This is a genomic window from Pseudomonas sp. PSKL.D1, assembly GCF_028898945.1.
Taxonomy (GTDB): Bacteria; Pseudomonadota; Gammaproteobacteria; order Pseudomonadales; family Pseudomonadaceae; genus Aquipseudomonas.
The window spans coordinates 476269-489920 of the sequence record NZ_CP118607.1 but is presented as its reverse complement, the minus strand read 5'-3'; the positions used below and the strand labels follow the sequence as shown (position 1 = coordinate 489920).

The following is a 13652-nucleotide window of genomic DNA, read 5'->3' as shown; positions in this document are numbered from 1 at the left end:
GCGGGTATATCGCCGCCCCCACAGGAGGATTGCGGAACCTGTAGGAGCGGCTTTAGCCGCGAAGAGGCCGGTACGGTTAAAGCACCTGCCGCAGGAAGGCCTGCGCCCGCGGATCCTTCGGCGATGCAAAGAACTCAACCGGCGCCGAGTCTTCCAGCAACTTGCCATGATCAAAGAACAACACACGGTCCGCCACTTCCCGGGCAAAGCCCATTTCGTGGGTTACGCAGACCATGGTCATGCCTTCCTGGGCCAGCGTCTTCATTACATCCAGCACCTCACCGACCATTTCCGGGTCCAGCGCCGAAGTGGGCTCGTCGAACAGCATCACTTTGGGGTCCATCGCCAGGGCACGGGCAATCGCTACCCGTTGTTGCTGGCCACCAGAAAGCCGCGACGGATACTCGTTGGCCTTCTGTGCGATACCCACCTTTTCAAGCAACGCAAGGGCCTTGGCTTCGCGCTCGGCCTTGTTGCGCTTGCGCACCACCTTCTGCGCCAGGCACAGGTTCTCCAGCACGGTCATGTGCGGGAACAGGTTGAAATGCTGGAACACCATGCCGACTTCGCGCCGATAGGCGTTGATGTCGGTCTTTGGGTCATCCAGTTGCAGGCCGTCGATGGCCACGTGGCCTTCGTCGAAATGCTCAAGGCCGTTCAGGCAGCGCAGGAAAGTGGACTTGCCCGAACCGGACGGGCCGAGCACAACCACCACTTCGCCCTTGGCCACGCGAGTGGTGACATTGTCCACAGCACGCACAACATGGCCGCGGGTGTCGAAGACTTTCAGCAGGTCACGGACTTCAATCACTTTGCGCAAGCCTCCGCTCAAGCCGGCTGGCCAGGTGCGACAGCGGCAGGTTGATCAGCAGGTAAAGGCCTGCCACACAGAACCAGATCTCGAAGGTCGAGAACGAGGTGGTGATGGCCTCACGGCCGCTCTTGGTCAGCTCGGTAATGGCGATCACCGATACTAGCGAAGTGTCCTTGACCAGGCTGATGAACTGCCCGGCCAGCGGCGGCAGCACGCGTTTGAACGCCTGCGGCAGGATCACATGGCGCATCGACTGGCCGGCATTCAGACCCAGCGAGCGCGCAGCCTCGTTCTGGCCCTTGGCGATGGATTGCACACCGGCACGCACGATTTCAGCCACGTAGGCCCCGGTGAACAGCGCCAAGGCAGCCACACCTGCGAACTCGCGGGAAAGGTTGAGCACGGTACCGATGAAGAAGTAGAAGATAAAAATCTGTACCAGCAGCGGTGTGCCCCGCACCAGTTCGACGTAGACCGTCGACAGGTCACGCAGGGTCGGGTTGTTCGACAGCCGGCACAAGCCGGCGAACAGGCCGATCACCAGGCCCAGCGCCCCGGACACCACCGAGATCCACAACGTGGTCCACAGGCCCCAGGCCAACGGGCCCGCTGCCCAATGGCGGGTCACGCCAACCTGGTCGCCTTCGGATACATCGTCACCGCGGCTCAGTTGCAGGCTGTCCTTGGCCACGTCGAGCACTTGCTCGTCACCGTTTTCGTCCTTCAGCGTGACACGCGCGGTGTCACCAGAAACGACAATGTCCTGCACCGTGCCATATCCGGCCGCACGCTGCGCTTCTTCCGCCTGATAGGCGAAGTACTGCGGCACACGGTTCCAGCGCCACTCGTAGGAAATCATCGAAGTGGCCAGGTACAGGCTGAGCGCAAGGCCCACCAGTACCAGCGCGGTCAGCGCATGCCAGGGCCACTGGGCTTTCTTGTGTTTGATCACGTGGGTACTTCCGTAAATGCGAACGCGCAGGGTTTACCTGCGCGTCGGGGTTAAAGCCTGGGCTTGTGGCCTGGGCCTTATTCCATTTCCTTCAGCCAGTCCTTGTTCTTGAACCACTTGTCGTGGATACGATCGTAGGTCCCGTCATGCTTGATCTGGTGCAGGAAGTTGTTGATGAAGTTGATGCTGTCGTAGTCGCCTTTCTTCAGGCCGAAGGCCAGCGGCTCGTAGGTGAAGGGTTCTTCGAGGAACAGCAGCTTGCCAGCGCCGGCCTTCTCCACTGCCACCACGTTGTATGGTGCGTCGTAGACGAAGGCATCGGCCTTGCCGTTGACCACGTCCATCACCGCTTCCTGCTCGTTGTCGTAGCCGTGGTACTTGGCTTTGCTGATCAACTTCTTGGCAACCATTTCACCCGTGGTACCAAGTTTGGAGGTGAGGCGGTACTTCTCGTTGTTCAGGTCTTTGTACGACTTGATTTCACCTGCCAGCTCCTTGCGGATCAGCAGGGTCTGGCCAACGACGATGAAGGGTTCGCTGAAGTTCAGGCGCAGGTTGCGCTCCTGGGTCAGGGTCATGCCGCTGCCGATCATGTCGAACTTGTCGGTCAGCAGGGCCGGGATGATACCGTCATAGGCCGTGGAAACCGCCTCGAACTTCACGCCCATGGATTTGGCCATGGCTTTGAGAATGTCGACTTCAAAGCCGATGATCTCGCCGCGCTTGTTGGTCATCTGGAACGGCATGTAGGTTGGGTCCATGCCCACCCGCAGGGTACCGCGCTTGACCGCATCATCAATGGCACCGGCCTGGGCCGAAGCGACCGCGACCAGCGCGGTAACGCCGACCAGCAGGCGCGAAATGTATTTTTTCATCATCACCAAGTCCCCTAGCAAGAAAAGTAGCGAGTCTTATCGTTGGCGCGGCGACATAGGCCGGCCTGGGTTATCGGAGTGGGATGCTAACGCATGGTGGCTCTGGGACCTAGAGCCGGGGGGGACTTTGTTGGCCAAAAAAAGCATCTCGGATAAATCCGCTCCTACAAGGAGCGGATTTATCCGCGATCGCGATCTATCAGGCCCCAACCAATGCTGGCTGGCCTTCATTCTCCGGATGCAGCGGCAACAGCGGCGAATGCGGGTCGTTCTTCTTCGAAGCACGCCACACATCGATCCACGCCGAGTTCTGCTCGGCCCACACCTGCTCATGCAGGCGGGTCAGCGCTACCGGGTCGCTCAGCAGCGCCAGACGGGTGTTCAGATCCACCCCTTTCGGCCCCGCTTCCAGTGCTTTCGCCACACGTTCGGCACGCATCGACTCAATCGGCGCGGCCTGGCCATGGCGGGCAGTGGCCATGGCACAGGCCAAGGCGTTCTGTCGCGGGTCGACCACGGCCCGCACGAAACCGTCCTTCAGTGCATGCCAGCGGTTTTCGTGGGTGTACTGGTCGGTTGCCAGCAGTTCCTGCGGCGTTGCGTATTCCTCGGGGATAAGGAACAGCTTGTCGTCCTTGGCCGCCAGGCCCAGGCGCGTGCGGCTGGAGATCACCGAAACCGGGATCGACAGCACCAGCGAACCGACAATCGGCGCCAGCCACCACAGGAAGCTCGGGTTCAGCCAAGCCACCAACCCGGCCCAGGCGAAGCCCAGCAGGGTTTGCGGGCCATGGCGGCGCACCGCCTCGCCCCACGGGGTGGAGTCGTCGTCACGCTGCGGCGAGTTCCAGGTGGCAGCCCAACCGAGGAACGCGGCCAGCACGAAGCGGGTGTGGAAGATCATCCGTACCGGCGCCAGCAGCATGGAGAACAGCATCTCCATCAGCATCGACAAGGTGACCTTGATACGCCCGCCGTATTCGGTCGCGCCTTTGGCCCAGATCAGAATGACGCTGAGCAGCTTGGGCAGGAACAACAGCACGATGGTGGTGGAGAACAGCGCCACCGCCTTCTCCGGGTGCCACTGCGGCCACAGCGGGTAGAGCTGATACGGCTCGATGAAGTATTGCGGCTCCATCAGCGTGTTGGTCGCCAGCAGCGCGGTCGATAGCACCAGGAACAGGAACCACAGCGGCGCCGACAGGTAAGACATCACCCCGGTAAGGAACACCGCACGGTGCACCGGGTGCATGCCCTTGACCAGGAACAGGCGGAAGTTCATCAAGTTGCCGTGGCACCAGCGGCGGTCGCGCTTGAGCTCGTCGAGCAGGTTCGGCGGCAATTCTTCGTAACTGCCCGGCAGGTCGTAGGCAATCCACACGCCCCAGCCGGCGCGGCGCATCAGCGCGGCTTCGACGAAGTCGTGGGAGAGGATCGCACCGGCGAACGCGCCCTTGCCCGGCAACGGCGCCAAGGCGCAATGCTCGATGAACGGCTTCATGCGGATGATGGCGTTATGGCCCCAATAATGGGACTCGCCCAGCTGCCAGAAGTGCAGGCCGGCGGTGAACAGCGGGCCATACACACGGGTGGCAAACTGCTGCATGCGCGCATACAGGGTATCCATGCCCGAAGCCTTCGGCCCGGTCTGGATGATGCCGGCGTCCGGGTTGGCCTCCATCAGGCGCACCAGGCTGCTCAGGCACTCGCCGCTCATGACGCTGTCGGCGTCGAGCACGACCATGTACTTGTAATCGCCACCCCAACGACGGCAGAAGTCGTCCAGGTTACCGCTTTTGCGCTTCACACGGCGGCGACGGCGGCGATAGAAGATACGGCCAAAGCCTTTGGTCTCGCGGCACACGTCCAGCCACGCCTGTTGCTCGGCAACGGCAATGTCGGTGTCGTTGGTGTCGCTGAGCACGAAGAAGTCGAAACGGTCGAGGTTGCCGCTGGCGGCCACCGACTCGAACGTAGCGCGCAGGCCTGCGAATACGCGAGGCACGTCTTCGTTGCAGATTGGCATCACCAATGCAGTACGCGCTTCGGGTGCAATTGGCTCGTTGCCAGCGCTGCTGCCCGAAATCTTGTACTTGTCGCGCCCGGTCAGCAGCTCAAGGAAGCCCATCAGGGCAGTCCAGAAACCGGCAGAAACCCAGCAGAACAAGATGCCAAAGAGGATCAGGATGGAAGTCTGCAACGCATACGGCCAAACCTGTACCACGGTGTCCCAGAGCGGCTGTTTGACCACTTCGTCGAAGTCGACAAACGACCAGCCCTGGTACGGCAGGATGCCTTTCATGTACCAGCCGGCGACGATGGTTTGGCCGATCATGAGGGCAAGCAGAATGTAGCGGCGGATCGAGCCGACCGTGCGCCAACGCGCCGGCGGCAGCTCGCGCTTGGGCGGCTGCGGGGCGTTGGGGCGGCCGGTCATGCGCCGCCACATGCGAATGAGCACGTTGGTGCGCCATGGCTCCGGCACTACCTTGGTGCGCTTGATCGGCGGTGCGATTTTCAGACACAGTCGGCCGCTGCCGTCGACGCCCAGCATTTCGGCATCTTCCAGCTCGGCGGCGCTGCCCACGGTCAGGCGCGGGCCCACCGAGGCCTGCACGGCCTCGGTGGAGTCGGCGGCCGGTTTGGCCGCCAGGCGTTGGTGCAGCTCACTGAAGGACGTGCAGCTGGCGAGTTCCGCGCGCTGCTCGTCGCTCAGTGGGAGGTGGGCCAGGTATTCGCCAAGCGATACCGGCCTTGCGCTTGAGTTACTCATCGGCAGGCAACTGATAGCTCCAGGTCTCGGTCAGCACCTGTTCGGTGGTGGCCGGGGCCCCGTTGGTGGACGCCGCATCGGCGGCAGGTTGTTCAGCCTTGGCAGGGTGCTCGGCCTTGGCAGCCTTGTCGGCCTTGGCGTGCTCGTGCTTGGCAGCAGCCTTGTCCTGTTTGGCTTCCTTGGCAGTTTCGACCGGCACATCACGCACAAGTGCGGCGCGCATTTCAGTCGATTTGTTGGCTTCCTTCACTTTCAGGCGAAGGGTCAGGCGCCAGCCCTTGGTTTCAGGGTTATAGCGCAGATTGTTCTCGACCACTTCGGCATTGTCACCAACGCTGATCTGGCTGCGGACCGGGGCATCTTCCGGCAATGCGGCCAGTGCCGGGCCATCGAAATCAACCAGGAACGCAACGCTGCCATCCGGCTGACGGATCAGGTTGGACTGCTTGACGTCACCGGTGGAACGCAGGGTCTGTTTGACCCAGCCCAGGTCAGGGGCCTGGAACTTCGGCTCGTTGATGGTCCAGTGCAGGCGGTAGTCGTATTCGAAAGGCTTGCCTGGCTCAGGCAGCTTCTCCGGGCTCCAGAAGGCAACGATGTTGTCGTTGGTTTCGTCGGCAGTCGGGATTTCGACCAGATCGACGGTACCCTTGCCCCAGTCGCCTTTCGGCTCGATCCAGGTGCTTGGGCGCTTCTGGTAGTTGTCGTCCAGGTCTTCATAGTCGCTGAAGGCGCGCTGGCGCTGCATCAGGCCGAAACCACGCGGGTTCTCGACACTGAAGTTGCTCACGGCCAGGTGTTTCGGGTTGTTCAGCGGGCGCCACAGCCACTCGCCATTGCCGGCGTGGATGGACAGGCCTTCGGAGTCGTGCAGGGCCGGGCGGTAGTTCAGCACTTTCGACGGCTGGTTGGGGCCGAACAGGAACATGCTGGTCAGCGGGGCGATACCCAAGCGGCTGACGTGGTCACGCAGGTATACGCGCGACTTGACGTCAACGATGGTGTCGTTGCCCGGGCGCACGGTCAGCTTGTAGGCGCCGGTGGAGCGTGGCGAGTCCAGCAAGGCGTAGATCACCAGATGCTTGTCGGCAGGCTTTGGCTTCTCGACCCAGAATTCGGTGAAGCGCGGGAACTCTTCACCCGACGGCAATGCGGTGTCGATTGCCAGGCCACGGGCCGAAAGGCCATACGCATGGCCTTTGCCGACCACGCGGAAATAGCTGGCCCCGAGCAGGGTCATGATCTCGTCCTGCTTGTCGGCCTTGTTAATCGGGTAAAGCACGCGGAACCCGGCGTAACCGAGGTTCTTGGTGGTTTCCGGGTCGTGCGGCACGTCACCGAACTCGAAGCGGCTCGGGTCGTACTTGATTTCCTCGACCTTGGTAGCGGTGACTTCGTTGATTTTCACCGGTGTGTCGAAGTGCATGCCCTGGTGGTAGAACGACAGCTTGAACGGTGTCTTGTCGTTGGCCCACTCGGCCTTTTCCTGCAGGAAGCGGATTTTCTGGTAGTCCGCGTACTTCATGTCGCGGAATACAGCCGGCAGGTTGCTTTTGGGTGCTTCGTATTTCTGGCCGGCCAGATCCTTTGCCTTGGCTGCAACATCGTCAAGATTGAATGCCCACAGCTGGCCCGCGCTCATCAGGCCTACCAGGGCCACGCTGGCCATCAGGGCCGAACGCAGCCGTGTGCCGGGGATTCTTGATGCTTTTTGGGGACTAACAATCACGAGCAACCCTCGCCGAAAACAGATCATGAAACCAACGGCCAGCGACAAATGCCGGGTTGGCGAGCACTGTTCGGACCCCGTGAGGGCGTAATGATTCCCCAAACGGTTCCAGACAATGCTCGAGTCAGAGTAAAACGAACCTGCGAACGCAGGCTCACGCAGCGCGCGATTATCCAGCAGGACACGTTACAACGCATCAGGCTGGACCAACTATTTATCGTACAAAACCCCTTGTTTTCCTATAAACAAGCGGTTTTTTGACCTCATATTTGTAACAGAAATGTCACCGGGCCATCATTGACCAGATGCACCTGCATGTCAGCACCAAACCGACCACTTGCCACGTCGGCGTGCTCGGCCTTGGCCTTGTGCAACAAATAGTCGAACAATTCGGCCCCCAACGCCGGCGGCGCAGCCGTTGAAAAGCTCGGACGCATGCCACTGCGGGTGTCGGCAGCCAACGTGAACTGTGAAACCAGCAGCAGCCCACCGCCCACATCCTTGAGCGACAGGTTCATCTTGCCTTGCTCATCGCTGAACACACGATAGTTGAGCAACTTGTGCAACAGCTTATCGGCATGCTCGCGCGTATCTTCAGGCTCAACGGCCACCAGCACCATCAAGCCTTGATCAATGGCACCGACGATTTCGCCGGCCACCTCTACCCGCGCGCCACGTACACGCTGCAACAGCCCCTTCATGCTTCTTCCAGAGGCAGGTCAAGCAAACGGCGGGCCATTTGGTCGGCTGCGCGTACCAGCGCGTCGGTTATACCGGGTTCGGATGCGGCATGCCCTGCATCGCGAATCACTTTAAGCTCACTGTTCGGCCACGCCTGGTGCAACGCCCAGGCATTGTCCAGCGGGCAAATCACGTCATAGCGCCCGTGCACGATCACTGCCGGCAAGTGGGCGATTTTTGGCATGTCACGGATCAGCTGGTCTGGCTCCAGGAACGCATTGTTCATGAAGTAGTGGCATTCGATGCGTGCAATCGACAGGGCACGCTGAGGTTCGGAGAAGCGGTCGACCACCAGCGGGTTGGGGCGCAAGGTGGCAGTGCGGCCTTCCCAGGTGGACCAGGCCTTGGCCGCATGCATCTGGGCAATCTGATCGTTGCCGGTCAGGCGTTTGTGGAAAGCCTTCACCAGGTCGCCCCGCTCTTCCGGTGGAATCGGGGCGATGTAGTCCTGCCAGTAATCGGGGAACAGACGGCTGGCGCCCTCCTGGTAGAACCATTCGATTTCCTGAGGCCGGCACAGGAAGATGCCACGCAGGATCAGACCGTGCACACGCTCGGGGTAGGTCTGGGCATAGGCCAGTGCCAGGGTGGAGCCCCATGAGCCACCAAACAGCACCCACTTGTCGATGCCAAGGTGCTTGCGAATGCGCTCAAGGTCTTCGACCAGGTGCCAGGTAGTGTTGTTTTCCAGGCTTGCATGGGGCGTGGACCGGCCGCACCCGCGCTGGTCGAACGTGACAATGCGGTACAGGTTGGGGTCGAAATAGCAACGGCTCTGGGCATCACAACCCGCGCCAGGGCCACCGTGGATGAACACCACCGGCAGACCTTCCGGTGAACCACTCTCATCTACATACAGCACATGCGGCGCTTCCACGGCCAGATCGTGCCGGGCGTAGGGTTTGATCTGCGGGTACAAGGTCTGCATTGCGCACTCCGTGTGAGGATATTGTCTGCCGTTGGGCATCATAAACCTGAATTGCGCTTTGAGCATGTGTTGATGCCATTCGGCAGCTGCGACACGACAAACTTATCTACCACCTGCTCTGAAACACCGTGGATAGAGTCCCGAGGTTCTTCACCTCACCACGGACTCTGCCATGACTGACGCCGCAAGCACATCCACCGTAGAACCCCCTTTGCAGCAAAGGCTGATCGAGCAGAAGATGCCCGGCTGGCTGGCCGACCTTGAAACGCCGGCTCATCAGCACATGCGCACGGCCTTGGGCCTGTCGGCCAAATGGTTCGAAAAGGCCTGCCAGCTTCATCCGGACATCACTCGAAACATGGTCGTGGAATACGGCGCGCACCGAAGGTTCGAAAGCGAGCTTCGCAAACTGCTGAAGCAGATCCCGGACATCGAACAGTTTGCCGCACAACGCTTGACCTCGGCAGTGAAGCAGCACTTCAACCTTGACCTCGATGTCAGCAAGACCTACCTGTTCAACGCCAGCAAAGCCTCGGCCTATCAAACGCAAACAAGCGGCGATCCAGTGATCGGCGCCGCGCGCTCGTTCAAGCTTGCAATGCAGTCGTTGCTGCACAGTGCCATGCAGAACTTCGAAGCTGACGAAGCGCAGCCTGGCGGGCTGGACACCCCTCGGCTCAATGCGGCTGTACTGGACAGCAATGCACTGCTGGGCGTGTATCCAAGCGGTAACCCCGTCGACATTTCGCCAACCGCCTTCGCCGGGCTTGCTCGCGAACTGGATATCGGCGGCAACTACCAGCAGCTTATCGCCGCCCCCTGTAAACCAGGTTCGACGCTTGCCGACGCGCTGGGCAACGTCGAACAAAGCGCCCTGCGCCTTGAGCTGCACAAGGCCTACCTGAGCGAAGCCATCGACCAACCGGTGTACCAGGCCATGCTGGATCTGGTTCAAAGCGGCCAGGCCGAGTACCAGGGCAGCCCGATACGTGGTGCCTTCCTGCAACTCTTCGACTCCGCGGTCACCGGTGCCCTGATTTTCGGCGTGGTGCCCTCCCCCGAGCTGTTGCTTGGATACGACCCGCTTTACCTTCCTTATAAAGATATCCTGATCACCTACTTACCCGGTGCGGCAATCCCGTTGAAGCAACATGCCACGGCCCAGGCATTGCAAGCTTATCTTCGCGAGCAGTTATGGACGATAAAGGTTCATCAACTGCTCGACGGGGTGCCAGCACGCGAAAGCACATCGTTCTTTCACAAGTTGCAGGACGCCCTGCACCCCATTGACCGCAGCACGACAACCGTCACACCAGGCCAGAGTGGTCAAACCGTCACCCGCGTACGAGACCCGAATGCCTGGGTGCCGGTGACTGTGCAGCCTCTGGGCCAGGGTGTGGTGGATGCACTGGTTGCGCAAAAGCAACAGCGGCTTCGGGACGACGCACTGTTCCATGCCGTGCCAACGGCCATGGAGGATCAGAAGAGCGCCCACAGGCGCATGGCTTACTTTGCCGGGCTGGCGTTCGATGCGATGAGCCTGGGGGCGTTCTTCATACCTGGGTTGGGGCCACTCATGCTGGGCCTAACAACCCTGCAACTGAGTTACGAGGTTTTTGAAGGTTTCGAAAGCTGGGCGGACGGTGACCGTCAAGAGGCAGTCAAATACCTGGTGGACGTGCTGGAAAACGTCGCGTTCATGGCAGCGCTGGGGGCCGCGGGCGGCTCAGGGGGCACACCTGCTGTCGAACGAATCCCGGTAGAAGTGCCTTCATTCATTGAAGAACTCAGGCCTGTTTCCATCGCCGACGGCAGCACGCGCCTGTGGGCGCCTGATCTGCAGCCTTTTGCCCACGACATCGTGCTACCTGCGGGCCTCAAGCCAGATGAGTTCGGCCTGTACCACCACCAGGGCAAGACGTGGTTGCCTCTGGACGGCAAGCTGTACTCGGTAAAGCCCGCCATGGCGGTTAACACTTACACGCTTGCGCACCCTGACAAACCACTGAGCTACGAGCCCCCATTGCAACACAACGGGGCCGGCGCGTGGCTGCACGAGCTGGACAATCCTGAGCAGTGGCAGGGCATGCGCCTGTTCCGACGGCTGGGTCACCTCAATGGCGAGTTTGATGACCAAACGGCTGCTCAACTCCTGAGCGTGGCAGGCATCGAAGAAGACGTGCTGCGACGAACACTGAGCAACAGCCAGCGCCTCCCAGCGCTGCTGGAAGACACCATGCAACGCTTCTGGCTGGACCAGCAGATCATCCGCGAACATGCCGATGCCACACCAAACACCCGCAGTGCAGCCTTCAAGGTGGCGTATGAAGCCCTGCCTGGCCGGCAGGAACCAGGCGCGGCGATCCTTCAGCGCATCTACCCGCAGTTGCCTGGCGTGGTCACTGAAGAACTTTTGCGCAACGTCACCTCCGGTGAACTGGCGGCACTGGTCGAAGGCAGGGTGCCAATGCGTCTGGGTGAAGAAATTCGCGTTTACCAGCAACAGGTTCGCCTGAGCAGGGCCTACGAAGGTTTGTTCCTTGAAGCGGTACACAATGCCGACAGTGACCAGTTGATCCTCAACACCGTGCCCTTGCTGGAAAGCTGGCCCCAAGGTTTGCGGCTGGAGTTGCACGAGGGGCGCTTCAAGCCGGGCCTGATCGACAGCGTCGGGCCGGATGAGGCGCAATCTGTCAGGATCATCACCCGATACCCCACAGGATACAGTGTCACCACCCCTTTCCCTTCCAGCCCGGCGGCGCCCCTGCACACCACCCTCTTCGATGCGCTGTTCACTGCACTGGCGTTGCCTGACGTCGTCGATGCAAAGGCGATTCGCCGGCTACTGCAACAAGCCCCGCAACTACCCCGCGCGACCTTGCGCAAGAAGCTGGGCATGCAACGGCGAAGCTTCAGATCGCCCATGCGCCTGGCGGATGGCCGCGTCGGCTACCCGCTAAGCCCATTGGTGAACGACCTGGCCAGGATCGACCGTTTCACGCGTTTCTCACGCTTGCTGACACGCCTGGGCGTGCCGCAAGAGCCCGCTGAGTGGTTCGTGAACGCGCTGCTCGACTCGCCCGTCACGGACGACGAAGTGCTGACTGCAATCGCTCAGCTGCCCGTGGAACATGTGCTCGCACTCCAGGCCAGCCTGGACGCATGGCGTGCCGAACCTGTCCGGCTGGCCAACCAGCAGCTAGGTGAGTACAGCCGCGACATGATAGGCACGGCAATCTGGGTGCACTGGGCTCAGCATGCGCTGCCCCGCGACCCCGATGCTGCCGAGGCGCTGTACTTGCACACAGCGTTCATTGAAGAGTTCCCCGAAACGCTGCCCGTAACGTTCACCTCGGGTGTCAAACACCTGCAACTCGATGACGTGGTGTTCAACCTTCTAACAGCACCGGAGCACCCCGCCGACCAACTGGAACAATCGTTCAATCGCCTGTTCCGGCATTTCCCTGACCTGCAGATATTGTCCGTGGGGCAACCTTACGCCCCTGCCACGCTGCCCGAATGGACTGGCAGGCTGCCACTGGTTGGCAGGCATTTCCCGAATTTGCGGGAGCTCAAGCTCATCAACCTCAACCTGGTTCTCTCTGCGCAGGACATCGACCTGCTGGCCAGGCCAGCAGCGCTTGAGTACCTGGACCTCGCTGGCAATACGCTGGCCCCGGCACAGGATGCCGTCGTCGGTGGCTGGCAACTTCAGTTCCTCGGCATGGACCGCATGTCACTGAATGCCTGGCCCCACTGGCTGAACGTGACCTTGCTCGGCAACATCGAAGCGGTGTCACTGTGCAACAACCCGATCACCCAAGTGCCGAGCTTTCTGCGCATCAATGAAGTCAGCGACCAGCGCCATACGATCGTGTCGCTGGAGGGCAGCTCACTGCCCGGCTCGCTGATCCAGCAGCTAGCAATCAGTGAAGACGGCCAGCCACGCAGATTCGCCTTCAACCTGGACATCACTCCCCAGATCCAGCAGCGCATCCGGCTGTTAGCGGACCAACGGGCCGACCTGCGAGAGGGCCTCAACCAGTGGGTAACAGCGAGGCCCACCCTGCTTGCCAGCAGGGCACTGGTCGCACAGGCGTTGATCGAGTTCTGGGAAAGCAGGGTGCGTGGCTTCACCTCGACACCGCTGCACCTGGAAAACCTCAATCCGAATACCCTGCCACAAGGCCTGCCGAGCTATTTCACTGAAGCAGTCGACCGCCTTGTCCTTGAGAGCGCGGAGCTGGGCACCGCACAACTGAACACGTTACTTCGGCCATTCAGCAACCTGGCCACGCTGGCCATTTATGAATGCGTACAGTCCCTGCCGGCGCTGCCCGCCGCACTGGCCGAGCTACCGACGCTGGTTGAGATCGAACTGGTCAACATCGGCCTGCAGATCGACAACGAGGCAATGGCACTGCTCGCCCGCTTGCCAGCACTGGAAGTACTGGACCTGTCCGAAAACAGGTTGCACCCCTCGCTGCAAGGCCCATTGCACTTTGCCGGGCAGTTGAAGAGCCTTTCGCTGGGCGACGTTGGCATGGAAACCTGGCCAGGCTGGCTGTTCGATGTCATGCCTTCTCAGTTGCTGGACCTGGAGGCCAACCAGCTGACCCAATTGCCCCGAGCCATGCTTGAAGCTGTTGTGGTGGACGACGACAGCACCACCATTGCGCTGACAGGCAACCCGTTGGACGAAGACACGCTGCAACACATCAGTACCCAAGGGCAGCGCTTGACGTTCCAGCTCCCGCACGGGTTCAACCCTCGCTGATTGCATAATGCTGATTGCAACGTTTGCGTCAGTTCAAAGCGCCTGCCTGCCCTGACCAGGCAG

The 13652-nt window shown here is 60.9% G+C and carries 8 protein-coding genes; 1 reads left to right on the top strand and 7 read right to left on the bottom strand.

All coding sequences use genetic code 11. The features are described from left to right. Nucleotides 1-76 precede the first annotated feature (76 nt). From PVV54_RS02015 to pip, 7 genes are all read right to left on the bottom strand, one after another. Nucleotides 77-811, bottom strand: coding sequence for an amino acid ABC transporter ATP-binding protein (locus PVV54_RS02015; RefSeq protein WP_274910372.1), 735 nt, complete (start codon nucleotides 809-811; stop codon nucleotides 77-79). Further along, nucleotides 804-1766, bottom strand: coding sequence for an amino acid ABC transporter permease (locus tag PVV54_RS02010; protein WP_274908359.1), 963 nt, complete (start codon nucleotides 1764-1766; stop codon nucleotides 804-806). Before PVV54_RS02010 ends, PVV54_RS02015 begins: the two co-directional genes overlap by 8 nt. A 77-nt stretch (nucleotides 1767-1843) precedes the next feature. After that, complete coding sequence (locus PVV54_RS02005; RefSeq protein WP_274910371.1) at nucleotides 1844-2641, bottom strand: transporter substrate-binding domain-containing protein; 798 nt, start codon at nucleotides 2639-2641, stop codon at nucleotides 1844-1846. A 199-nt stretch (nucleotides 2642-2840) separates the two neighbouring features. Next, nucleotides 2841-5414: a glucans biosynthesis glucosyltransferase MdoH gene (gene mdoH, locus PVV54_RS02000; RefSeq protein ID WP_274908358.1), complete on the bottom strand. Its 2574-nt coding sequence runs from the start codon at nucleotides 5412-5414 to the stop codon at nucleotides 2841-2843. Then, nucleotides 5407-7143, bottom strand: coding sequence for a glucan biosynthesis protein G (locus PVV54_RS01995; RefSeq protein ID WP_274908357.1), 1737 nt, complete (start codon nucleotides 7141-7143; stop codon nucleotides 5407-5409). The genes mdoH and PVV54_RS01995 overlap by 8 nt, the downstream gene beginning before the upstream one ends. 263 nt (nucleotides 7144-7406) lie before the next feature. After that, nucleotides 7407-7844 carry a D-aminoacyl-tRNA deacylase gene (dtd, locus tag PVV54_RS01990; RefSeq protein WP_274908356.1) on the bottom strand — a complete coding sequence of 146 codons (438 nt, stop codon included), beginning with the start codon at nucleotides 7842-7844 and terminating at the stop codon, nucleotides 7407-7409. Next, on the bottom strand, nucleotides 7841-8812 hold the full coding sequence (pip, locus tag PVV54_RS01985) for a prolyl aminopeptidase (protein ID WP_274908355.1): 972 nt from the start codon (nucleotides 8810-8812) through the stop codon (nucleotides 7841-7843). Before pip ends, dtd begins: the two co-directional genes overlap by 4 nt. Before the next feature lie 172 nt (nucleotides 8813-8984). Here pip and PVV54_RS01980 point away from each other — a divergent pair, with 172 nt between their 5' ends. Continuing rightward, nucleotides 8985-13589 carry a dermonecrotic toxin domain-containing protein gene (locus tag PVV54_RS01980; RefSeq protein ID WP_274908354.1) on the top strand — a complete coding sequence of 1535 codons (4605 nt, stop codon included), beginning with the start codon at nucleotides 8985-8987 and terminating at the stop codon, nucleotides 13587-13589. Nucleotides 13590-13652 lie beyond the last annotated feature (63 nt).

Coding starts and splice junctions, on each gene's coding strand:
- PVV54_RS02005 (WP_274910371.1), bottom strand. CDS start 2,641: ATGAAAAAATACATTTCGCGCCTGCTGGTCGGCGTTACCGCGCTGGTC.
- mdoH (WP_274908358.1), bottom strand. CDS start 5,414: ATGAGTAACTCAAGCGCAAGGCCGGTATCGCTTGGCGAATACCTGGCC.
- dtd (WP_274908356.1), bottom strand. CDS start 7,844: ATGAAGGGGCTGTTGCAGCGTGTACGTGGCGCGCGGGTAGAGGTGGCC.
- pip (WP_274908355.1), bottom strand. CDS start 8,812: ATGCAGACCTTGTACCCGCAGATCAAACCCTACGCCCGGCACGATCTG.
- PVV54_RS01980 (WP_274908354.1), top strand. CDS start 8,985: ATGACTGACGCCGCAAGCACATCCACCGTAGAACCCCCTTTGCAGCAA.